Below are 21,342 nucleotides of genomic sequence, written 5' to 3' on the forward strand. Positions count from 1 at the left end.
CGTTTTCCTTTTCAATGAGTTGCTAAAATCGGCCGGGAGAGTCCGATCGCGTTCGAGAAATAGATAAGTCCTCAGTGCTATCGAGAAAAACTGTGATAATATGGATTGTAATTATCGATAGAATGGATGGCAGATGCTCCCCAATCCCACGCTCGACCAGCTGCAGGTCTTTTTGACAGTTGCGGAGTCAGGCAGTTTTTCCGCCGCTTCGCGTGCGCTCAATCGTGCCCAGTCGGTCATCAGCTACACGATCGCCAACCTGGAGGCGCAGCTTGAAATGCCGCTGTTCGAGCGCTCGGGCTCGCGCCAGCCGAAGCTGACGGATGAGGGCAGGGTGATGCTGGAGGATGCACGCCGCATTCTCTCCGATCTCCAGGTCATGCGTGCCAGGGTGAAGGGTTTGAAGACCGGGCTCGAGGCAGAAGTGGCCGTCGCCATCAGTGTCATGGTGCCGGTGCACGCAACCGTCGACGTGCTGCGTGAGTTCCGCGATCGTTTCCCCTATGTGTCGCTGCGGCTCGACACAGGCGAGCTCGGCTCGATGATGGAACTCGTCTCCAGCGGCAGGTCGACAATCGGCATTGGCGGTTCCGTGGTGAAGCAGGACGATGCCTTGGTCATCGAGCGCATCGGTCATTCCTTCATGATGCCGGTGGCCGCACCCACCCATCCGCTTGTGAAGATGGGGCGGCCGTTGACGCTGGCCGATGTGCGCGATGAGGTCCAGCTCGTCGTCACCGACGCCTCCAGCCTGACGAATGGCAGGGATTTCAATGTCCTGTCCTACAAGATCTGGCATGTGAGCGATATCGCCACCAAGCATCAGCTGATCCGAGGCGGTCTCGGCTGGGGCGGCCTGCCGGCCTCGTTCATCATGGAGGATCTGCAGAAGGAGCGGCTGGTGCCGCTGGCGCTCGATGCCTATGACCAGAGCGAATATCCGATCTATGCGGTCCGCAAGGTCGACAATCCGCCGGGTCCGGCCGCTGCCTGGATGATCGAGGCGTTTCGTTCACGCCTGTCGCAATGCCCGAACCACACGGACTTCAAGGCAGCAATCGAAATGTTCCACCCAGAAGAAAAGCGCCTGGCAGCTGAATGAAAACCCTCTCCCCGCAAGGAGGAGAGGGCCATGTCTTTGAGGACTACAGCATCAGCCGGTAGTTGCGGAAGCCGTCCGCGCCTTCGCCGGCGTCCTCGATCTTCACGCTCTTGACCTGATCGAGGAAATCCTTGGCCTTCGGCGAGCTCTGGAACCGCGCCGTCGTGCCCGGCAGCGGCTTGAACGTCCAGTTGCCGTCGGCGGTCGGGTTGATCGTGCCCTGATCGTGCACGTGGCGCACGATGACGTCACGGTTGGTGTCGGGCGCCTGATAGACGACCTTATCGGCGCCGATTTCCGGGAAGTTGCCGCCGCCGCCGGCGCGATAGTTGTTGGTGACGACCAGGAATTTCTGCGCGGGGTCGATCGGCTTGCCGTTGAATTGCAGGTTCTGAATGCGGTTTGCATCGGCATTCAGAACCTTGCCGTCGTCGCCGAAGCGGCGCGGTTGCGACACGTCGATCTGGTAAGTGACGCCGTCGATGACGTCGAAGTTATAGGAGGGGAAGCTGTTGTTGATCAGATCCGCATCCTTGGCGCCCGGCTGCACCTGGTTGAACATCGCGGCGGACATTTCCAGCCAGCCCTTGACCTGCGCGCCGTTGATGACGACGGCCTGTACGGTGTTGGGATAGAGGTAGAGGTCGGCGACGTTCTTGATGGCGATGTTGCCGGCCGGAACGTCCGTATAATAGTCGGCGCCGTTGCGGCCGCCGCACTTGAAGGGGGCGGCAGCGGAGAGAACCGGCAGATCCTTGTACTGCGTCTCCTTCAGCATCTCCTTGATATACCAGACCTGCGCCTGGCTGACGATCTGCACCGACGGATCGTCGGCGACGAGCGCGAAATAGGAGTAGAGCGGCGCGGACGTCTTGCCGACGGGGGTGCGGACATAGGTCAGTGTCGCCTCATGCTCGGCTTTTGCAGCTTCGACGACTTCCTTCTTGTCGGCGACATCGGCGACGACTTTCTTCTTGTCGTCGCGATGGTAGATCGGCCTTGCTTCGGAGGTGAAATCGACGATTTTCCAGCTCTTGCCGTCCTTCTCGAGCAGCAGGTCGATCAGGCCGAGATGCGAACCCCAGAAGCCGGCCATGACGGCGGGCTTGCCATGCAGCGTGCCCTTGACCGGATCGGCGTCCTTGATGCCGTCCCAGGTCTTCGGGCCGGGGAAGACGAGATGCTGGTGGCCGGTGAAGACGGCATCGATGCCATCGACCGCGGCGACGTAGAGCGAGGCATTTTCCATCTTGTCGGAGGGGCCGCTGCCGTCGATGCCGGAATGCGAGAGGGCGATGATGATATCGGCGCCTTCGGCCTTCATGACCGGAACCCAGGCCTTGGCGGCTTCGACGATATCTCGGGTCTGTGCCTTACCTTCGAGGTTCTTGATATCCCACAGCATGATCTGCGGCGGTACGAAACCGATGAAGCCGATCTTGATCGGGCTTTCATTGCCGGCGCCGTCCTTGATCTTCTTTTCCTGGATCAGATAGGGCTTGAAGAACAGGTCGTCCTTGGTGGGATCGGAAGCAAGCTGGCCCTTGGTGAGGTTGGCGCAGACGAACGGGAAGTTCGCACCGGCCAGCACCTTGAACATGAAGTCGAGGCCATAGTTGAATTCGTGGTTGCCGAGCGTCCCCACCGAATAGCCAAGCGTGTTCATCGCCTTGATCACGGGATGGACGTCGCCGTCCTTCATGCCGTGCTGATAGGCCATGTAATCGCCCATCGGGTTGCCCTGCAGCACGTCGCCATTGTCGATCAGCAGCGAATTGGTGGCTTCGGCGCGAATATTGTCGATGATCGTCGCGGTACGCGTCAGGCCCATCGTGTCGTTCGGCTTGTCGGCATAGTAGTCGTAGGGGAAGACGTTGACGTGGATATCGGTCGTTTCCATCAGGCGCAGATGCGCCTGGTTGCCGGCGGCACGGGCAGCGAAAGGATGCAGCACGATCAGCGCCGCCGTGGCGCTGAGGCCTTGCAGCAGGGAACGGCGCGACATGCTGGGCAAATCCAGAATGGAAGACATGGAACACTCCTTCAACGATGGGGCTATAGTCCGTCGATCATCTCTCGGGCCCGCGAGACTAGGACGATTTTTGAAGGTGTGCACCAGTTATGTGACAGGCTTATTGTGGATCGTAGCCGGCCTTTGCCGACATCCCATCAACGCTTGAGAACCGGCTTTATGTCCTTGTGGAAAAAGCGGAAATAGGACGCGACTTTTGCGGATGCGTTGGAGGAGCGGTCGAACTCGATGCCGATGCGGCCATTGTGGGCCCAGCGCACGAAACCGTCCAGCAAGCCGATATCGTCGCATTCGACGCGCACCTTGCTGCCGGCGGCCGCATAGAGCGGAGCCTGCAGATCGAGAGCGATGCCGCTGGTGGAAATATTGACGACGCGACCGGCGACGAGCTTGGTGAAATATCGGACCTGGCCCGTCAGCCGGGCATAGTGGCGCGGCGAAACTCGCGTCTTTATTTTGAGGTTGCCTTGAACGAGAGATTTCGAAGAGGACTGCATGATGTTATCCCGGTTCGCGCATCGTTTTCCTCTTCTGGATAGCAGGCGAGCATTGAAGGATGCTTAGCATAATCGCTAAAATTGTAGTCGGACGTCCCGAATCGATACCGGAGTCGGGTGTCTGATCGCGACCGGCAATATGAATATTGGGGTACGGGACATGCGTATTGTTTCCTTGAATGTATGGGGCGGCCTGCTGCATGAACCGCTGATGCGGTACTTGGTCGATGTTGATGCTGATGTTCTATGCCTGCAAGAGGTGGGACGCGCGCCTGGTTCGCAAGCCGATTGGCTGACTTACCGCGATCATGGTGTCGAACTTCAGCAGCGGGTCAATCTATTTGATGAACTGCAAGCTGCTTTGCCGGCTCATGATGGTTTCTTTCTCCCGGTTGCACGAGGGGATCTCTTCGATGGCGATCGACGGTTCCATTCCGAATTCGGCTTGGCAACCTTCGTCCGCAGGACTTATCCGGTCATTGGCCAGGCGGCAGGCTTCGTCCACGGCGAGTTTTCCGCCGACGGTTGGGGACCGCATCCACGCTCGCGCAATGCCCATTGCATTCGTCTTTTCGACTATGAGCGCGGCTGCCCGATCACCATCGCTCAGATGCATGGCCTTCGCGATATCGCCGGCAAGGGCGATACGCCGGCGCGCCGCCATCAGGCAAATGCGCTTCTCGAACTCATCCGACAGGTAAAGCAGGACAGCGACCGGCTGGTCGTCTGCGGCGATTTCAACCTGCTCCCTGATAGCGAAACCTTCGAGATCCTCGGCAGCCTGGGGCTTGTCGATCTCGTCACGTCACGGGGGCATGACGACACGCGCACGTCTCTTTACAAAAAGCAGCCGCGCTTTGCCGACTACATGCTGGTGACGCCGAATGTCGAGGTTTTGAGCTTCGATCCGGTTGCCGAGCCCGAAGTCTCGGATCACCGCGCATTGTTGCTGGATCTGCGTTAAAATGACTAGAGGCCGACATTCGGCCGGTCGATGATCTCGCGCAGCGCGAAGCTGGAATTGATCTTTACCACATGAGGAAAGGCCGAAAGCCAGTCGCGATGGATACGCTCATAATCCTCGAGATCGCGCGCAGCGACGCGCAAGATATAGTCGTATTCCCCGGACATGAGATAGCAGGAGAGCACGTTCGGACAGCGTTTCACCGCCGTTTCGAATTCGGAGAGCGTCTTGGCGAACTGGCCTGACAGAGAGATGTGCACGATGGCGATCATCTTGTAGTCCAGCGCCTTTTGCGAGAGATGCGCGTGATAGCCGTCGATGACACCGCTCTTTTCGAGAATATCGAGCCTGCGCGAGCACGCCGAGGGCGACAGGCCAACCTTCTCGGCGAGTTCTGAATTCGTGATGCGCGCGTTTTGCTGCAGCATCCGCAGAATCGAATGATCAATGGTGTCGAGGTCTGACATTCGAAGAACTTTCGAAAAAACTTCTGTCCACGCAATAAATCACGAAAAATGACCGCAGCGCAAATCGTCTTTGCAAGGACATTGCGGGGCTGTGGTGGTCTGATTTCAGCCGGAGAAAAATACAGACGCAAAAGCATTCGAGGAGGAATGAAATGCGCGTTGGCTGCCCCAAGGAAATCAAGAACCACGAATATCGCGTCGGCCTGACGCCTGCGTCCGTTCGTGAATATGTCGCCCATGGCCACGAAGTCTGGGTCGAGACGAAGGCCGGTGCCGGCATCGGCGCCGACGATCATGCCTATATCGCCGCCGGCGCCAAGATCGCCGCAAGCGCCAAGGATATTTTCGAGAAGTGCGACATGATCGTGAAGGTCAAGGAGCCGCAGCCCTCGGAATGGGCGCAGCTTCGCGAAGGACAGCTTCTCTACACCTACCTGCATCTCGCACCCGATCCAGAACAGACCAAGGGCTTGCTCGCCTCCGGCGTGACCGCCATCGCCTATGAGACCGTGACCGACGAGCGCGGCGGCCTGCCGCTGCTGGCGCCGATGTCGGAGGTTGCCGGTCGTCTGTCGATCCAGGCGGGGGCGACAGCGCTGCAGAAGGCCAATGGTGGCCTCGGCATCCTGCTCGGCGGCGTGCCGGGCGTGCTGCCGGCCAAGGTCGCGATCATCGGCGGCGGCGTCGTCGGTCTGCATGCGGCCAAAATGGCGGCCGGCCTCGGCGCCGACGTCAGCATCCTTGATCGCTCGCTGCCGCGCCTGCGTCAGCTGGACGATATCTTCAACGGCCGCGTCCACACCCGCTATTCCAGCATTCAGGCGTTGGAAGAAGAAGTCTTCTCCGCCGATCTCGTCATCGGTGCCGTCCTGATCCCCGGTGCCGCCGCGCCGAAGCTGGTCACACGCGAGATGCTATCCGGCATGAAGAAGGGTTCCGTCATCGTCGATGTCGCCATCGACCAGGGCGGCTGCTTCGAAACCTCGCATGCGACAACGCACTCCGATCCGACCTATGTGGTTGACGGTGTGGTGCATTACTGTGTTGCCAACATGCCGGGCGCTGTTCCTGTCACCTCGGCACATGCCCTGAACAACGCCACCATTTATCATGGTCTCGCCTTGGCCGATCGCGGCCTTCGTGCCATTGCGGAAGACAAGCACCTCCGCAACGGCCTCAACGTGCACAGGGGCCGCATCACCAACAAGCCGGTGGCAGAAGCCCTCGGCTACGAGGCTGTTGCGCCCGAAAGCGTTCTGAACGTGGCATAGCCTCAGTCAGATGGAGGCGCCGGCATCGGCATAGGCCGGCGCTCCCACCTTATCGATCCGGCATTGATAGCAATTGTTGCGCGCCGAGCGGACATGGACATAGGCGATGTCGGGGCGTTCGAGCAGCGAAGCCGCATAGGCTGAAATATCGCCGGTCGGCGTCACCGCGCCGGTTCCGTAGACGATGCGGTCGTTCTTTCCATAGCCGCGCACGATGAAATCCCGGCTGCTCGCCAGCACCGGCGGCAGGATTTCTTCTGCCCCGTAGCGTTGGCACGGCGTCTTGTGCAGGAAGATCGGACCGGTCTCCGCATAGGGCTGCAATTCCGGGAAGGGGCGATAGGCAAAGACGAACAATTCTTCGCCAGCATCGATATTGCGCAGGCAATGGCGGCAAGGATGGCCAGGCCCATCGGACAGCATGGTCTCCGGCTGGTAACCGTAAGCGTCTGCGCCACCGTTCCACAGAACTTCGGCATCGGCGGTGGGCATGGCTGCAAAAGCGATGGAAGGCATGGCAAATCTCCTTTGAGGTTCACCATGTGATGCGCCGAAGCGAGGCGCGAAGCCACCCGATTCCCGCCAGCTTGCGTCTTCGCGTCTGCCGGCCCTCAGGCCACCCTGCCGTCGGTGGCCGAGCGTCGATCATTCAGGATCGGGCCGTCTACTTCTCCCCACGGAACCGCAGATATCCCTTCACGAGATAATCTTCACCGGGTCCGGATTGATCGGTAATGGCGTGGCCCGGAAATCTGTCCCACGATGTAAACATCGCCCAATCGGGTTCTACGCCAAGCGTCTTCTCTATGTGAATGAAATTGCGCTGCGCGTCGTCAAGCCACTGCTGATTGGTGTCGGCCGCATGCGGCGGAGCGGCGTTGTAAATAATGCCGAAGGGTTGCTGGAAAGTGTGGGAGAATTTTTCAAACGCCTGCAAGCTGGCTGGCCAGCGTTGAATACCCCAATTGATATCGACGAACGTAAAGGCCAAAGGCTGACCTGTCTTCACATGGATCGCATGTTGCCATTCCCGGTAGTCATCCTGCCAGTGGGGCTGGTCGGTGATGGACGGGAATGGCTCCATTTCGCCCAGGGCGACGTGGGGGAAAACCTTTTGATACTCACGGATGTTGAGAGCGACCCGTTCGGCAACATCTTCAATCGACGAGCGGCAGGCATTCTTGCCGCTGTAGTAATGGCCGAACCAGAGAGGTTCGTCCATGGCGAGATATTGCAGGTCGGCTCCGGCGCGTTTGAGCTTGGCGGCAAGAGCGGCGGTTTGCTCCGGCGGCAAATAGCCTTCGATACCGCCTCCGCAGTGCAAATTGGAGGCCGCGCCGGGCAGCGTATAAGCCTGGGCAAGCATTTCGATCCCGAGCGCCACATGCTCCTGTTTGAGACGCGCAGCCATCTTGGCGAGATCGGCATCGGGAATTTTCACCAACGCCTGCGTGATCATTCCCACGACTTTCACGCGGCCCATGAAGCTGGGCCATTCAGGATTGGGCTGATAATAGAGCAGGTCCCAGCTGTGATGCCCGACCGGGGTGCTGATCGCTCCCATGTTGAACCAGATTTGCGGGATGGGGTGATTTCCCGCATTCGTTTGCTGTGCGGCCTGAGCCTCGCCCTCGATGCTCGGGTTTGCCGCCAGGAGACATGTCGCAACGACTAGGAACCACGGCGTTTCCATCGACTGCTCTCGCTTTCCAGGTCGGAGCCGGAGTCGAACGGCTGAACCGATCCGACGCCAGATGCAGAGTTGACGGCTATGCGGAAAATGCGTGCATGGAGTGGCTGCTCGGATAGTGCTTCGAGTTTTCGCCGGGGCGACATTCGCAGCACCGAATGCGGGGGCTTGATATGCTGTCGCCTTCGCAAGGCCTAGGCTACGCAATCTCGCCCAAATTGTCGCTTCAACTTTTCGGCAGGTGCTAGGGTTTCTTGGCGAGTTCCAGCAGTTCCTTGTCGCTGAGCGGCCTGACAATGCCCTGACCCGTCGAAATCGGCGAGAAGCCGAACATCTGGTAGAGCTGCAATGCCCGCGGATGATCGAGATTGTTCGTTGTCGTCAAGATCCGCTGCGGGTTCAGCGTCCAGATCGCGTAGAGCGCCTGCAGCAGGAACCACTTGCCGATGCCGAGGCCAAGGGCGTGCTCGATGAGGCCAAAATGGCTGAGCTCGATCGTTTCTTCATCCTGACGGAAATACTCGAAGAAGCCGCCCGGCGCGCCGTTGACGTAGAGCACGCTGATATTGTTGCGCTGGTCGTGGAGAGTGGTTGTCAGGTTCTCGTCGGAGAGACGAAGGCGATCCACCCAATGCCAGCGCGCGCCCACCTGCCGATAGAGGTGGCGATAGAAAGGCAGCGGAATGCCAGGCGCGCGCATGATGGCAGTCTGGATATTGACCGGCACCGGCAGGCTTGCCTTGGGCGGCGCGGTCATTTCCAGGCGGGTGATATGGACCTTGATCGACGAGGGCGTCTTCACGGCTGGGACGCTCAATCTTGACCGGTGACGATTGGCGTATCAGCCCGGCTGCCCCATTCCGACCAGGAGCCGTCATAGAGCTTGTTGTCGCCATGGCCGAGAGATTCAAGCGCCAGCGTGATGATGGCGGCGGTGATGCCGGACCCGCAGGTCGTCACCACAGGTTTGTCGAGATCGATACCGGCTTTCTCGATGGCCTCACGCAGTTCCGGAAGTGACTTGAACTTGCCGTTCGTGGCGAAGACGCCCGACGGCAGGCTCTTAGCGCCCGGCATATGGCCGGAGCGCATGCCTTCGCGGGGCTCCGGCTCGATAGCCGCAAAGCGACCATTGCTGCGCGCATCGGCAATCTGCAGGGAGTGGCTGTCGACGATCCCGCGCATTTCGTCGAGCGAAACGACGCGGCCGCCGTTGAAGCTGGGCTTGAAGGTCACGGGCTCGAAGGACGGTGTCACCGTCTCCAGCGGCCGCCCTTCGGCCTTCCAGCCGTCCAGGCCGCCATCGAGCACGAAGACGTTCGGCGCACCCATGACGATGTGGAACAGCCACCAGACGCGCGGGGAGGCAAACAGGCCCGGACCGTCATAGATGACGATGCGGTCGGTCTCGCTGATGCCGCGTTTGCCGACCTCGGCCGCGAAGAATTCCGGCGAGGGCACCATGTGCGGCAGGTTGGTCGAATGATCTGATATCTTGTCCTGATCGAAGCGGATCGCGCCGGGAATATGGCCGCCGGCATATTCGGCGTCGGCGTCGCGCTTCTGCGCCGGTAGATAGAAGGATGCGTCGAGGATGCGCAGATCCTTGGCACCCAACTCGCTCTGCAGCCAATCGGCGGATACGACGAAACGGCTCTTGTCCGCTGCCATGATGATCTCTCCTGTTTGGTTTATTGCTCTTGATATCCGGATATGGATATGGGCGCTTGCCTGGTCAATTCTCGTCGGTAGACGTACCGAAACGAATGCGGAAGCGGCGGTTTTCCTTGCCCTTCTTCTCGATCTTGGCAATGTGGATCGCCCCGACCTCCTGCGTCTCCGACACATGCGTGCCGCCGCACGGCTGGCTGTCTACGGCGGAATCTTCGCCGATGCAGACGAGGCTGACCCGGCCGAGGCCCATAGGCGGGCGCACATTCTTGGATTTGACGATGCCGGGATTGGCGATCAGTTCCTCGTCCGTGATCCAGCGGAGGAAAACCGGATGGTTTTCGTTGACGAGCGCCATCATCCTCGCCGTCACCTCGTCCTTGTCGATCGTCTCGCTCATGTCGAAATCGACGCGGCTTTCATCCTCGCCGACGGCAGCCCCCGTAATGGGGTAGGGGCAGACCACCGAAAGCAGATGGCAGGCCGTATGCATCCGCATCAGCTTGTAGCGGCGGGCCCAGTCGATGTGCAGCACCAGCTTCTCGCCGACGATGGGCAACGGCTGACCTTCCAGCGGCACATGGATGATGATGTCCTTGATCGGGCCGTGCTTGGTCTGGCCGAGCATGATTCTGGAACCATCGCCGCGCTCCAGGAATCCGGCATCGCCTGGCTGTCCGCCCGAGGTGGCGTAGAAACAGGTCTGATCGAGCTCTATGCCCCCGTCTTCATGGATCGCGGTGACGACTGCTTCGGCTGTCGAGAGATAGAAGTCGTCACGGTAGAGGGCATTGACGGTCATATGATCACGCTGTTGTTTCGTATGGGACGGCGATATCCGTGCGCTTTTCCAAATAAGACGGCAGCGGCAGGCCCTTCGACTTCAGGAAATCCGGATTGAAGAGCTTGGACTGATAGCGATTGCCGTAATCGCACAGGATGGTCACGATCGTATGTCCGGGACCGAGATCCCTGGCGAGACGAACCGCGCCTGCGATGTTGATGGCTGTGGAGCCGCCAAGGCACAGGCCCTCGTGCTCGACCAGATCGAAGACGTAGGGAAGCGCTTCGGCATCGGTGATGTGATAGGCGAAGTCAGGCGTAAAACCCTCCAGGTTCGCCGTCACGCGACCTTGGCCGATGCCTTCCGTGATCGAGGAGCCGGAGGATTTCAGCTCGCCGTTCTTGTAGAACTCGTAGAGTGCCGCGCCTTCCGGGTCGGCAATGCCGATCTTGATGTCCTTGTTGAAGGCATGCAGGCCCATGGCGACGCCCGCAAGCGTGCCGCCGGAGCCGACCGAGCAGATGAAGCCGTCGATCTTGCCATCGGTATCGTCCCAGATCTCCTTGGCGGTCGTCTCGATATGAGCCTGCCGGTTGGCGACGTTGTCGAACTGGTTCGCCCAGATCGCGCCGTTCGGCTCCGTCTTGGCCAGCTGTTCGGCGAGCCGGCCCGAGACCCTCACATAGTTGTTCGGGTTCTTGTACGGGACGGCGGGAACCTCGATCAGCTCGGCGCCGAGCAGCTTCAGCGCGTCCTTCTTTTCCTGGCTCTGCGTTTCCGGAATGACGATGACCGTACGGTAGCCAAGTGCCTTGGCAACCAGCGTCAGGCCGATGCCGGTATTGCCGGCCGTTCCTTCGACGATGACGCCGCCGGGCCGCAGCAACCCCTTCTTCTCGGCATCGCGGATGATGTAGAGCGCGGCGCGATCCTTGACCGACTGACCCGGATTCAGGAACTCGGCCTTGCCGAGAATGGTCGAGCCCGTCGCCTCGGAGGCGCCCTTGAGCTTGATCAGCGGCGTATTGCCAATTGCTTCGAGGACGGACGGATGGACGCTCATGGAATCTGCCTTCTGTTCGCAACTACTGTAAGAACGGTCTTTTCCCTTCACAAGGCGGCATAGGCAAGAAATTCTGTTCCCCGCTCCTTGTTGGCGCCGCAAAATTCGACTTGGCGGCAATCACAGGCCGAAGTTTTCAAAGTGGCGTACAGGTCTCCGACTGGTGACATTGATTTCCGCACAGGACCGACAAACTGGCCGAAAGCGGCCACAATGATACGCTATTTCTAAAATGCCACGGACGGCCGCGGTTTGAGCGTTTGATGCAGGCGGCCGCCAGCCAAGGAGAAGAGCCATGAGCCCGTTCATCGCACGTCCCGAACACGGAGTCGTCTGGATTACCGGCGCCAGTTCCGGTATCGGCCGCGCGCTTGCGCTGAAGCTGGCCGAAGAAGGATATAAGGTTGCGGTTACCGCTCGCAGCCACGAAAAGCTTCTGGCGTTGCAGGCCGAGGCAGGCGGCCTTTCCGGCAGCATCGTCGTGCTCGACGGTGACGTGACCGATGTCGAGGATATGGAGCACACCGTCGCCGCAATCGAATATCAGCACGGCCCCGTCGCCCTGGCGGTATTGAACGCCGGCATCTACTTGCCGGCGCGGGGAGAGGATCTCAATCATGAGGTGTTCGCGCGCAGTTTTGCCGTCAATCTCCACGGTGTCGTCAATTGTCTTATTCCGGCTGTGCGGCATATGCGTGCCAGAGGATATGGCCAGGTCGCTCTCGTGTCGTCTGTCGCCGGTTATGGCGGGTTCCCCGGCGGTGCAGCTTACGGAGCCAGCAAGGCCGCACTGATCAACATGGCCGAAAGCCTGAATTTCGAGCTAGACCGCATGGGCATTCACATCCAGCTCGTCACCCCGGGCTACGTCGATACGCCGTTGACGGCGCAGAACAAGTTCGAGATGCCTGACATCGTGTCGGCCCAGCAGGCGGCTGATGCGATCGCTGCCGGGCTGAAATCTCCCACTTTCGACATAACCTTCCCGAAGAGCCTGGTCTATCGGGCAAAGCTGTTGAAGTTCTTGCCCTATGGCCTCTATTTCAGGGTGCTCAGATATTTTCTCGGGGGCAGCCATAAGCGCCGGTCGGTTGGGCCGCGCGTAACCGCGCATCCGGCCGAATAGCACCTACCCATCATTTTTAAGCGATGCGTGCGCAGCGAGTGCGCGTTGCCGTGCCATGGCGTGATCGACGACCGGGCGCGGATAGTGCTTGCCGAGTTCTATGCCCGCGCGCCTGAGCACATCATCAGGCGCCTCGAACGGCCGATGGATATATTTGCGGTCGAGATCGGCCAGTTCCGGCACGAACGTCCGGATGTAGCCGCCATCCGGATCGAATTTCTCGCCTTGCAGCACCGGATTGAAGATGCGGAAGAAAGGCGAGGCGTCGGCACCCGAGCCCGCCACCCACTGCCAGTTTGCCGCGTTCGCCGCCGGATCGGCATCGACGAGCGTATCGCGAAACCAGGCCTCGCCTTCCCGCCAATCGATGAGCAGGTCCTTGATCAGGAAGGAGGCGGCGATCATGCGGACGCGATTGTGCATCCAGCCGTGGCGCCACAGCTGGCGCATGCCGGCATCGACGATCGGATATCCTGTCTGCCCTTGCCGCCAGCTATCGAGGAGCTTGGCATCCGAGTGCCAGGGGAAATCGTCGTAGTGATCGTTCCAGTTGGCTGTTCTCAGTTTCGGGAAGTGGAAGAGCTGGTGATAGCAGAACTCCCGCCAGACAAGCTCCTTGCGAAAGCGCACGATATCGTCCGTGGCGATATAGTCAGGCAGCCCCCGCGTCGCGTGCCATATGCGGGCGGGCGAGATTTCTCCTAGCGCAAGATGTGGCGAGAGCAGGGAGGTCGCAGGCCTGTCTGGAAAGTCCCGACCGACCGCATAGTCATCAAGCGCGCCATCGATGAAGTCCTCCAGCTTCTCTCGAGCAGAGGTTTCGCCTGGCGTCCACATGTCCGGAAATTCTGATGCCCAGTTCGGTTTGGTCGGCAGTAGCGACCAGGAGCCGAGAGCGTCGGATTGCGGCCAGTGATCGGGAACCGAGAGCCTTTCAGGCGCGTCGATCGGAAACGGCGGCTCGCCGGATTGCTCGAACGCGCGCCAGAACGGCGTGTAAGTCTTGTAATGGCCACCAGTGCCGGTGCGCAGGCGCGTCGGCTCGTGCAGCAGCTGGCCGGCAAAGCTGTTGGCCTCGATGCCGTTGTCCCGCAACGCCATCTTGATCTGTGTGTCCACCGCTATCCCAGCGGGATCGTAACGCCGGTTCCAGACGACGGCCTCGGCACCTGTCTCTTCAAGAAGTTTTTCGAGCGCAGTCAGTGCATCGCCTTGGCGAAGGATGAGCTTGCTATCAAGCGCATCGAGGGTACTTTTGAGAGCAGCAAGCGAATGATGCAGCCACCATTCTTGCGCGCCGCCCAGCGGCCCACAAGCCTTGACTTCCGGCTCGCGAATATAGACGGGAATGATGGGGCGGCCCGATCTTGCCGCGGCCTGCAGGGCGTGGTTGTCATCGAGGCGGAGATCCTTGCGGAACCACAAGAGGATGGGATTGGGCTCGGTCTTCAATAGATCGCTATCCTTCGCTTCTTGTCGCCTGCTCTGCTATCGTCGAACCCCCTATACGATGCCCGTCGCCAAATGGTTCCACTACCGCGCGTTTCATAAGGAAATCCTACACGCAACTCTCGTAGCGAAAACTCGATGCCGCCTGTGATATAAGGGGTGCTTGTCACTGTTCTGTAATGCAAATTCGCTAGCAGTCCACCCGATTGAGATGCCCAGTGTTCACAGGCGGGGAAGATTAAAATGGCGGAAATCCGCATCGAACAAGTTCGCAAGGCCTATGGCCGCAATCCGGTCGTTCATGGCGTCGACCTGAATTTCCGATCGGGCGAATTTGTCGTCATCCTCGGACCTTCCGGCTGCGGCAAGTCCACGCTGCTGCGCATGATCGCCGGCCTTGAGGACATCACCTCGGGCGAGATCATCATCGACGGCAAGGTGGTCAACCAGCTCGAGCCGCGCGAGCGCGGCTGCGCCATGGTCTTCCAGAACTACGCGCTCTATCCGCATATGGATGTCGCCGCCAACATGGGCTACGCGCTGAAGGTCGCCGGCGTGCCGCGCGAGGAGCGTGACCGCCGCATCAAGGAAACCGCCAAGATCGTCGGCCTTGAGGATTTCCTCGCCCGCAAGCCGGCCGAGCTTTCCGGTGGTCAGCGCCAGCGCGTCGCCATGGGCCGCGCCATCATCCGCGAACCGAAGGTCTTCCTCTTCGACGAGCCGCTCTCCAACCTTGACGCCAAGCTGCGCGTGCAGATGCGCGTCGAGATCCGCCGCCTGCACAAGCGTCTGTCGGCAACGTCGGTTTTCGTGACACACGATCAGGTCGAGGCCATGACGCTCGCCGACAAGCTTGTCGTCATGTACAAGGGCAATGTCGAGCAGGTCGGCACGCCGCTTGAGGTCTACAACACGCCGCGTACCCGCTTCGTCGGCTCGTTCATCGGTTCTCCGGCGATGAATTTCCTCGAGGGCACCTTCTCGGCTAATGGCGAGCAGTTCATCTTCGACGGCATTCCAATCGCCATCGACGCCAATATCGGCAAGCGCCACGCCGGCCAACCGGTCGCCCTCGGCCTTCGTCCGGAACATGCACGTCTCGTTCCTGCCGGCACACCCGGCGCCATCCCGGCAACGGTTGATTTCGTCGAAGAGCTTGGCGCCGGCCGCGTCATCCATTGCGATATCAACGGTTCGAGCTTCGCCGTTGCGGTCGCCGATCACACGACGGGACATACCGGCCAGTCTGTCGCGCTGGAACTGCCCCAGCAGCATACGCATCTCTTCGCCCAGGATACCGGGCTGCGGCTCGATGCCGTTGCCTCCGTCACGCCGCTCAAGGTGCTGGCGAGCTGATTTCAAACATAACTTTTCAGTAGGTGTGCCCGGAAGTCTTCCCGACTTCCGGGCTTTTTTGTGGAGAAGTCTCTGTCTTCGGCTGAGATATCCTACGCTTGGAATTTCATTTCGCGCATTCGAAATTTTCTGCCTTGTTCGGATCGGCAGCGCCCTGCTTGTATCTCGGATAGGACGGATACTCGCACATTGGTCGCGTGCGTCCCCCGCCATCCTTGCCGGCGTCGCCGACGACGAGATTTTCCGGAGCTTTTCCCTCTTCGACCCAATTCTCCAGCGCGGTCAAGGGGTCCCAGGCCGCTATGAACTTGCCGCTGCCGTGGCCGAACCCAGGCACCAGATAGAAGCGCAGGAACGAGTGGACGTTCTCCTTTCCCATCGTCTTCACGACACGCTCATAATACGCCACCGTATTGTAGGGCGAGATCGCGAAGTCGATGGTGCCGTGCATCAGCAGCATTTTTCCACCGCGCTTTTCGAATGCCGACAGGTCCGGACTATTCGCATCCATGAGCTTTGAAACCTCTTCGATGCGCTTTGCATATTTTGCCGGATCAAAATTCATCGTGTTGAATTTCGGATCACGCACGATGGCGTAACGGATCAGCGGATCGGCCAGGACGGCAAGCCCGAAATTGGCGATCGGGGTCGGCGGGTCGGTCAGCTCGGGCGAGAGGCCGAAGCCCCAGAGACCATAGAGATCGCCCCCTTGAAAAATCGGCCAACGGGCAAAGCCGTCGACGCCGTTTGCCAATGTAACCGGGGATTTATAGGGTGTATTGATCGTCTTCAGCACGTCGATCTGCGTGTCCGAGAGGCAAGTGTCCCCTTCGTCCTTGCCGCTTGCGCAGCGAAGCGCATCGATCTTGAAGCTGGCATCGCATGCCGCCGTATCGGATATCAGGCCGTCCTCGACGCCATCAAGCTTGTCGCAGGCCTTGGTGACCGCGTCATTGAGCAATTTGACTTTCGCCGGGTTCAGATAGCCGCCCTTGCGGTAGAAGGCCTTGGCGAGATGATTGCCGGCAAGCTGCAGCGCCGAAAACGGATTGGCCGGATGGGTGACGATGGCGCCGTCATAGTCGGCGGGCCAGCGCTGAATGGCGATCAGGGATTCATGCCCGCCTTGCGAATTGCCTTGAATGTAGGTCTTTTGCGGCTTCCTGCCGTAATAGCTTTCGACCACGACCATTGTGACGTCATGGGTTTTCTTGATCTGCAGGCCGCCGAAATTGGCCAGCGCCTCGTCGTTGAGAAGGAATCTGCCGTCAAGGACCGAAGGAGATTGGTGTCCGCTGTCGCTGCCGAAGGTGACATATCCGCGCTGCAACGGCGTTTTGACGGAGGCTGCCCCGAACGAAACATTGTCGACAGCTTCGATCAGCTCGCCGTCATAACCTCCGCCTCCGTACTGAATGATCTTGCTGTTCCAGGTCAGGGGCAGATTGATTTCAAAGTTGATATTCGGCGCCTTGGCATCCACAGGCTCGACGCCGCCGAGCACCTTGCAGAAGCCGCCGCCGGCTGCCTGATCGCCCTTGATGAGATCGGCGGAATAAACGACGGCGCGGCGTGCCGGCTCGCCGATCTTGTCGGGTGAAATCAACAGGCCGCGCAAAGCCATGCAATGCGCTTCCTCCGGTGTCGGCATCCGTTGGGCAATACCGGCGCCCGCACTTGAAAGCAGAACCGCACTCACCAGGAATAATTTCGACAGTCTCATTGCATCCTCCCATTTGCAATCTTGCAGGTTTGCGCGCGATCCGGCCCGTCGTCCGTCCTAGAAGTTCGGCCGTAGCTAGGCGTCGTTTTGTGCATTTCCCCTGCTTTTCCTCACGAATGTCTGCAGCCTGTCCACGGCGTCAGACGTCTTCGCTTCAAAAGGCACATATCGCGCAAGGCTTTGGCCATGTTCGCTGCAATCTGCGCTCCTCTCGCCCGATTGCGCAGCGTCAAAAATGCGGGCCGAGGAGAGGGCTGACAATGCATTTTTCAGGCAACTAATTGCACTAATCGAACATCTGGTGGGCTGATTGTCCTCTCCGGCCGTGTTCCGTCGAAATGCGGGCGCGCTCAAGGCGTCCGTCTTGGCTTCGCAGCGCGGATATCCCGATCGCGGTCAGACGGGCGCAATCGGAAACGGCATCGACGATCAGTTTCGAAGGAGCGCGGTGCTTTGAAGTGGACCGCAGGCATCTGGGCAGACGAAAGACCCAGGTGCGATGGGGCAGCATTTTGCGGAGGTCGGAGAGCCTCTCGCATATCCCGCAAGAAGAGGCGGGCGGCAATGCAACCTGTCGTGGCTTGCCGCGCCCCAAAAGAGACGCGGCAAGCCGATGAAATCACTTCTCGGTGGCGATCAGGCCGCGAACGAACCAGCGCTGCATCAGCACGACGACCAGCAGCGGCGGCAGCATGACGATGAGCGTGCCAGCCATGGCGATGTGCCACTCAGGAAGGCCGCCGATGTTCGGGATGAGCGACTTGAGTTCGGTCACCGCCGTCATATGCGCCGGATCTGTGGTGACCAGCAGCGGCCACAGATATTGGTTCCAGGCCCAGAGGAACATGATTGTGCCTAGCGCGGCCATGTTGGTACGCGACAGCGGCAGCAGGATGTCGATGAAGAAGCGCAGCGCTCCGGCGCCGTCCATGCGCGCGGCCTCGGTCAGCTCGTCCGGTATCGTCAGGAAGAACTGACGGTAGAGGAACGTCCCGGTCGCGGTCGCCACCAGTGGCAGGATCAGGCCGATCGAAGAGTTAAGCAGCCCGAGGTTCAGCGCGACCTCGATGCCCGTAAGCTTTTGGATGAGCCAGCTGATGCCGGTGACGTCGAGGATGCCCTGATACGGCGACAGGACGTTCGCTGCAACGGCATAGGTCGGCACGATGCGCACTTCCAGAGGCAGCATCAGCGTGATGAAAATCAGCCAGAAGATAAAGTGGCGGCCGGGATAGCGGAAATAGACCAGCGAAAACGCGGTGATCGCCGAAATGAGCACCTTACCTATCGCCACGCCGCTGGCGAAGATCAGGCTGTTCAGCAGCTTGGGGCCGAGATTGGCGGTCGTCCAGGCCGTCTCAATGTTGACCCAGAAATCCGAGCCGGGGATCAGCGACATCGGTACTTTGTTGACGTCGGCGATGTTGTGAGATGCGGCGATGGCCACGATGACGATCGGTCCCACGGCCACCAAGAAGCCGAGCAACAGGATTAGATGGGTGAAGAAGTTAAGGATGGGTGTGCGCTCGACCATGTCAGCCTCAACGGTAATGCACGCGCTTCTCGATGAAGCGGAACTGGAAGATGGTCAGCACGATGATCAGCAGCATCAGAATGATGCTCTGCGCCGCCGCGCCGGAAAAATCGAGGCCCTTGAAGCCGTCGGAATAGATCTTGTAGACCATGAGGTTGGTCGAGTTGTGCGGGCCGCCTGATGTCATGATGTCGACGATACCGAAAGAATCCTGGAAGCTCTCGGTGATGTTGATGACGAGCAGGAAAAAGATGGTTGGCGTGATCAACGGGAACTGGACGTCCCAGAAGCGACGGAGCACGCTGGAGCCATCCATGGCAGCCGCCTCGATCAGCGACCGCGGAATGGCCTGGAAGGCAGCCAGGAAGAAGATGAAGCTGTAGGCGATATATTTCCAGGAGAAGGCGGCGATGATGCAGGCCATCGCGGCGTTGCCGTCAAGGCCCGGGTCCCATATTCCCGGCCACCACTGATTGACGACGGCGATAAGACCGGCTTCCGGCGCGAGGATGAAGCGGAAAGCCATTGCCGCTGCGGGCGCGGCGATGCCGTAGGGCCAGATCAGGACCACGCGGTAGATTTTAGAACCGCGCAGCTGACGGTCAGTCAGCGCAGCGAGGATCAGCCCGCCCACCATGGAAATGCCCGTGCTGATCGCCGCGAAGGTGATGCTGATCGTGACCGAGTTCCAGTAGTCCGCATTGGCAAGGATGGACTTGAAATTGTCGAGGCCGACCCAGATGTTGCCGCCGCCCCAGGGCTGCTGCAGCGTCAGCGACCAGAAGACCGCCTGACCGGCTGGCCAATAGAAAAAGGTGAAGATCAGGAGCAACTGCGGCACTGCGAACAGAATGCCAACGCTCCATTTGTTGAAAGTTATACGCTTTTCCATTGTCTCTTCCGGCTTGGGGTCCAGATGCCACGCTTGCTCTCATAACGAACGTCCGCCGGGAAAATCTCGGCGGACGCTGTTTGCTAAGAGTTCTGCCGATTACGGCAGCTGCTTGCCCTTGTAGGTGGCTTCGAAACGCTCGAGGACAGAGTCGCCATTCTTGACGAGGTTGTCGATGCCTTCCTGCACGCTGACCTTGTTGGCGAAGATGGCCTGCATCTGGTTGCCGAATTCAGCGCGGATCTGCGTGAAGCTGCCGAGGCGGACGCCGCGGGTGATCGGGGTCGGCTCGGAGGCGGTCAAGCTGGCGATGGCGACTTCACGGCCCTTGAAGGGAGCCTTGTCGTAGAAGCCGGAGGACTTCATGAATTCGAAGCCGGACTTCGTAACCGGGATGTAGCCGGTGTTGGTCGACCAGAAGAGAGCGGTTTCCGGCTTGGCGATGAAGTTCAGGAACGCAGCAGCGCCCTTGTACTCGTCGGAAGACTTGCCGGAGAGAACCCAGAGCGAAGCGCCGCCGACGAGCGAATTCTTGCGCTCGGTGCCAGCGTAGACCGGGAGTTCAGCAACATCCCAGTTCATGCCGGCCTTCTGGGTCTTGGTGACCGAACCATGGTCGCCGACCGAGGTCATGATCATCTGGCAATCGCCCGAAGCGAAGGCCTGAACCATGTCCTGACCGAGATCCTTGGACTTGATCTTGACGAGGCCCTGGTCGTACCAGCTCTTGAGGTCGGTGACGTACTTGACGAACTTGGTCTTGTTGACGGTCAGACGGGCGTCGAGGCCGTCATAGCCGTTGTTCTTGGTGGCGACCGGCTGGTCGTGGATGGCAGAAAACTGCTCCATCAGCTGCCAGCTTTCGTTGCCGGAGATGTTGATGGCCATCGGGCACTCATAGCCCGCGCCCTTCAGGGCCTTCATGTCTTCGGCAGCTTCTTCCCAGGTCTTCGGCGCGGCAGTCTTGCCGATCTTCGCGAAGGCGTCCTTGTTCCAGTAGAGCAGGGCGGTCGAAGAGTTGAACGGGAAGGAGAGCAGCTCGCCCTTGGAGGTGGCGTAGTAGCGAGCGATACCCGGGAAGTAATTGTTCCAGTCGACCTTGTAGCCGTTCTCGGCCATCAGCTTGTTGACCGGGTAGTAGGCGCCCGAAAGCATCATCGTCGCGGTGCCGACGTCATAGACCTGAACGATTGCAGGCTGCTTGCCGGCGCGGAAGGCGGCAATCGTGTTCTGCAGAGCGGCGTCATAGCTGCCCTGGCTGACGCAGGAGACTTCATAATCCTTCTGGGAATCGTTGAAGTTCTTGCACATCGTCTCAACGACGCGCTGCAGGTCGCCCGACAGGCCGAACCAGAAATCGAACTTGACCGGAGCGGCAGCAGCAGGCAAGGCCAGCGCTAAGCTCATGACGCCGGCAGCAGCTGCCGAAATGCAGTTTTTAAGTTTCGACATAATCCCTATTTCCTTTTTGAAAGATCGGAACCGGTGGTCTTGCGCAAGTCCGCGGTAGCGGCGTTATAGACAAGCTGTGTGACAGTTTGTTGAGGGCAAGAATCCCGTATTGACGGGCTTTTTCACAAGGGTTGTGAGTCTGCGGACGATCGTTCTTCGCAGGATCGTGCATTTGAGATTTTGCTAATCAAGAGATGCGGCTCGCGCGCATTCTCGCATAGATTGTCTGGTGATGGGAAAGATAAGGTCGTCATCCTTGCCGGCGGCGT

The 21,342-nt window shown here is 59.7% G+C and carries 19 protein-coding genes; 5 read left to right on the top strand and 14 right to left on the bottom strand.

Annotated features, from left to right (window positions below):
• The first annotated feature begins 133 nt into the window (after nucleotides 1-133).
• Nucleotides 134-1,102 carry a LysR family transcriptional regulator gene (locus ACIQWP_RS22310; RefSeq protein ID WP_402792303.1) on the top strand — a complete coding sequence of 323 codons (969 nt, stop codon included), beginning with the start codon at nucleotides 134-136 and terminating at the stop codon, nucleotides 1,100-1,102.
• Between the two features lie 43 nt (nucleotides 1,103-1,145).
• Here ACIQWP_RS22310 and ACIQWP_RS22315 read toward each other — a convergent pair whose 3' ends face one another.
• A complete protein-coding gene (locus ACIQWP_RS22315; RefSeq protein ID WP_402792306.1) occupies nucleotides 1,146-3,134 on the bottom strand; it encodes a bifunctional 2',3'-cyclic-nucleotide 2'-phosphodiesterase/3'-nucleotidase in 1,989 nt (662 codons plus the stop codon).
• A 137-nt stretch (nucleotides 3,135-3,271) separates the two neighbouring features.
• Nucleotides 3,272-3,631: a PilZ domain-containing protein gene (locus ACIQWP_RS22320; RefSeq protein WP_402792308.1), complete on the bottom strand. Its 360-nt coding sequence runs from the start codon at nucleotides 3,629-3,631 to the stop codon at nucleotides 3,272-3,274.
• Nucleotides 3,632-3,791: 160 nt separating this feature from the next.
• On the opposite strand from ACIQWP_RS22320, the gene ACIQWP_RS22325 reads away from it, so the two are divergent.
• Complete coding sequence (locus tag ACIQWP_RS22325; RefSeq protein ID WP_402792311.1) at nucleotides 3,792-4,595, top strand: endonuclease/exonuclease/phosphatase family protein; 804 nt, start codon at nucleotides 3,792-3,794, stop codon at nucleotides 4,593-4,595.
• 5 nt (nucleotides 4,596-4,600) lie between these two features.
• Here the strand turns inward: ACIQWP_RS22325 and ACIQWP_RS22330 are convergent, their stop codons facing one another.
• On the bottom strand, nucleotides 4,601-5,062 hold the full coding sequence (locus ACIQWP_RS22330) for an Lrp/AsnC family transcriptional regulator (RefSeq protein ID WP_402792314.1): 462 nt from the start codon (nucleotides 5,060-5,062) through the stop codon (nucleotides 4,601-4,603).
• 152 nt (nucleotides 5,063-5,214) lie between these two features.
• Between ACIQWP_RS22330 and ald the strand changes: the two genes are divergently transcribed.
• Nucleotides 5,215-6,333: an alanine dehydrogenase gene (gene ald, locus ACIQWP_RS22335; protein WP_402792317.1), complete on the top strand. Its 1,119-nt coding sequence runs from the start codon at nucleotides 5,215-5,217 to the stop codon at nucleotides 6,331-6,333.
• Nucleotides 6,334-6,339: 6 nt separating this feature from the next.
• Here the strand turns inward: ald and ACIQWP_RS22340 are convergent, their stop codons facing one another.
• From ACIQWP_RS22340 to ACIQWP_RS22365, 6 genes are all read right to left on the bottom strand, one after another.
• Complete coding sequence (locus ACIQWP_RS22340; RefSeq protein WP_402792320.1) at nucleotides 6,340-6,849, bottom strand: DUF1203 domain-containing protein; 510 nt, start codon at nucleotides 6,847-6,849, stop codon at nucleotides 6,340-6,342.
• A 148-nt stretch (nucleotides 6,850-6,997) separates the two neighbouring features.
• On the bottom strand, nucleotides 6,998-8,026 hold the full coding sequence (locus tag ACIQWP_RS22345) for a hypothetical protein (protein ID WP_402792322.1): 1,029 nt from the start codon (nucleotides 8,024-8,026) through the stop codon (nucleotides 6,998-7,000).
• A 241-nt stretch (nucleotides 8,027-8,267) separates the two neighbouring features.
• Complete coding sequence (locus tag ACIQWP_RS22350) at nucleotides 8,268-8,780, bottom strand: GNAT family N-acetyltransferase (RefSeq protein ID WP_402792946.1); 513 nt, start codon at nucleotides 8,778-8,780, stop codon at nucleotides 8,268-8,270.
• A gap of 56 nt (nucleotides 8,781-8,836) precedes the next feature.
• Nucleotides 8,837-9,694 carry a 3-mercaptopyruvate sulfurtransferase gene (gene sseA, locus ACIQWP_RS22355; protein WP_402792325.1) on the bottom strand — a complete coding sequence of 286 codons (858 nt, stop codon included), beginning with the start codon at nucleotides 9,692-9,694 and terminating at the stop codon, nucleotides 8,837-8,839.
• 64 nt (nucleotides 9,695-9,758) lie between these two features.
• Nucleotides 9,759-10,496, bottom strand: coding sequence for an alanyl-tRNA editing protein (locus tag ACIQWP_RS22360; protein ID WP_402792328.1), 738 nt, complete (start codon nucleotides 10,494-10,496; stop codon nucleotides 9,759-9,761).
• 4 nt (nucleotides 10,497-10,500) lie between these two features.
• Complete coding sequence (locus ACIQWP_RS22365; RefSeq protein ID WP_402792331.1) at nucleotides 10,501-11,541, bottom strand: cysteine synthase A; 1,041 nt, start codon at nucleotides 11,539-11,541, stop codon at nucleotides 10,501-10,503.
• 295 nt (nucleotides 11,542-11,836) lie between these two features.
• On the opposite strand from ACIQWP_RS22365, the gene ACIQWP_RS22370 reads away from it, so the two are divergent.
• Nucleotides 11,837-12,667 (top strand): SDR family NAD(P)-dependent oxidoreductase, encoded by an 831-nt coding sequence (locus ACIQWP_RS22370; RefSeq protein WP_402792334.1) that lies wholly within the window; start codon nucleotides 11,837-11,839, stop codon nucleotides 12,665-12,667.
• A 3-nt stretch (nucleotides 12,668-12,670) separates the two neighbouring features.
• On the opposite strand, the gene ACIQWP_RS22375 is transcribed toward ACIQWP_RS22370, so the two are convergent.
• Nucleotides 12,671-14,119, bottom strand: coding sequence for a cryptochrome/photolyase family protein (locus ACIQWP_RS22375; RefSeq protein WP_402792336.1), 1,449 nt, complete (start codon nucleotides 14,117-14,119; stop codon nucleotides 12,671-12,673).
• A gap of 240 nt (nucleotides 14,120-14,359) precedes the next feature.
• On the opposite strand from ACIQWP_RS22375, the gene ACIQWP_RS22380 reads away from it, so the two are divergent.
• Complete coding sequence (locus ACIQWP_RS22380) at nucleotides 14,360-15,472, top strand: sn-glycerol-3-phosphate import ATP-binding protein UgpC (RefSeq protein WP_402792339.1); 1,113 nt, start codon at nucleotides 14,360-14,362, stop codon at nucleotides 15,470-15,472.
• Nucleotides 15,473-15,578: 106 nt separating this feature from the next.
• Here the strand turns inward: ACIQWP_RS22380 and ACIQWP_RS22385 are convergent, their stop codons facing one another.
• The 4 genes from ACIQWP_RS22385 to ACIQWP_RS22400 all read right to left on the bottom strand — a co-directional run bounded on the left by ACIQWP_RS22385 (nucleotide 15,579) and on the right by ACIQWP_RS22400 (nucleotide 21,073).
• Nucleotides 15,579-17,195, bottom strand: a complete 1,617-nt coding sequence (locus ACIQWP_RS22385) for a tannase/feruloyl esterase family alpha/beta hydrolase (protein ID WP_402792341.1) — start codon at nucleotides 17,193-17,195, stop codon at nucleotides 15,579-15,581.
• 619 nt (nucleotides 17,196-17,814) lie between these two features.
• The gene (locus ACIQWP_RS22390) at nucleotides 17,815-18,729 is read right to left on the bottom strand and encodes an ABC transporter permease subunit (protein WP_402792344.1); all 915 of its coding nucleotides are present in this window, start codon (nucleotides 18,727-18,729) and stop codon (nucleotides 17,815-17,817) included.
• A gap of 7 nt (nucleotides 18,730-18,736) precedes the next feature.
• Complete coding sequence (locus ACIQWP_RS22395) at nucleotides 18,737-19,621, bottom strand: carbohydrate ABC transporter permease (RefSeq protein WP_402792347.1); 885 nt, start codon at nucleotides 19,619-19,621, stop codon at nucleotides 18,737-18,739.
• 99 nt (nucleotides 19,622-19,720) lie between these two features.
• Complete coding sequence (locus ACIQWP_RS22400) at nucleotides 19,721-21,073, bottom strand: extracellular solute-binding protein (protein ID WP_402792350.1); 1,353 nt, start codon at nucleotides 21,071-21,073, stop codon at nucleotides 19,721-19,723.
• Nucleotides 21,074-21,342 lie beyond the last annotated feature (269 nt).

This window comes from Rhizobium sp. NPDC090279 (assembly GCF_044769665.1).
Classification (GTDB): Bacteria; Pseudomonadota; Alphaproteobacteria; order Rhizobiales; family Rhizobiaceae; genus Rhizobium.

Excerpts from the sequence above, each read along its gene's own strand:
- ACIQWP_RS22310 (WP_402792303.1), top strand. The coding sequence starts at position 134 with ATGCTCCCCAATCCCACGCTCGACCAGCTGCAGGTCTTTTTGACAGTT.
- ACIQWP_RS22315 (WP_402792306.1), bottom strand. The coding sequence starts at position 3,134 with ATGTCTTCCATTCTGGATTTGCCCAGCATGTCGCGCCGTTCCCTGCTG.
- ACIQWP_RS22320 (WP_402792308.1), bottom strand. The coding sequence starts at position 3,631 with ATGCAGTCCTCTTCGAAATCTCTCGTTCAAGGCAACCTCAAAATAAAG.
- ACIQWP_RS22325 (WP_402792311.1), top strand. The coding sequence starts at position 3,792 with ATGCGTATTGTTTCCTTGAATGTATGGGGCGGCCTGCTGCATGAACCG.
- ACIQWP_RS22330 (WP_402792314.1), bottom strand. The coding sequence starts at position 5,062 with ATGTCAGACCTCGACACCATTGATCATTCGATTCTGCGGATGCTGCAG.
- ald (WP_402792317.1), top strand. The coding sequence starts at position 5,215 with ATGCGCGTTGGCTGCCCCAAGGAAATCAAGAACCACGAATATCGCGTC.
- ACIQWP_RS22340 (WP_402792320.1), bottom strand. The coding sequence starts at position 6,849 with ATGCCTTCCATCGCTTTTGCAGCCATGCCCACCGCCGATGCCGAAGTT.
- ACIQWP_RS22345 (WP_402792322.1), bottom strand. The coding sequence starts at position 8,026 with ATGGAAACGCCGTGGTTCCTAGTCGTTGCGACATGTCTCCTGGCGGCA.
- ACIQWP_RS22350 (WP_402792946.1), bottom strand. The coding sequence starts at position 8,780 with ATGACCGCGCCGCCCAAGGCAAGCCTGCCGGTGCCGGTCAATATCCAG.
- sseA (WP_402792325.1), bottom strand. The coding sequence starts at position 9,694 with ATGGCAGCGGACAAGAGCCGTTTCGTCGTATCCGCCGATTGGCTGCAG.
- ACIQWP_RS22360 (WP_402792328.1), bottom strand. The coding sequence starts at position 10,496 with ATGACCGTCAATGCCCTCTACCGTGACGACTTCTATCTCTCGACAGCC.
- ACIQWP_RS22365 (WP_402792331.1), bottom strand. The coding sequence starts at position 11,541 with ATGAGCGTCCATCCGTCCGTCCTCGAAGCAATTGGCAATACGCCGCTG.
- ACIQWP_RS22370 (WP_402792334.1), top strand. The coding sequence starts at position 11,837 with ATGAGCCCGTTCATCGCACGTCCCGAACACGGAGTCGTCTGGATTACC.
- ACIQWP_RS22380 (WP_402792339.1), top strand. The coding sequence starts at position 14,360 with ATGGCGGAAATCCGCATCGAACAAGTTCGCAAGGCCTATGGCCGCAAT.
- ACIQWP_RS22385 (WP_402792341.1), bottom strand. The coding sequence starts at position 17,195 with ATGAGACTGTCGAAATTATTCCTGGTGAGTGCGGTTCTGCTTTCAAGT.
- ACIQWP_RS22390 (WP_402792344.1), bottom strand. The coding sequence starts at position 18,729 with ATGGTCGAGCGCACACCCATCCTTAACTTCTTCACCCATCTAATCCTG.
- ACIQWP_RS22395 (WP_402792347.1), bottom strand. The coding sequence starts at position 19,621 with ATGGAAAAGCGTATAACTTTCAACAAATGGAGCGTTGGCATTCTGTTC.
- ACIQWP_RS22400 (WP_402792350.1), bottom strand. The coding sequence starts at position 21,073 with ATGTCGAAACTTAAAAACTGCATTTCGGCAGCTGCTGCCGGCGTCATG.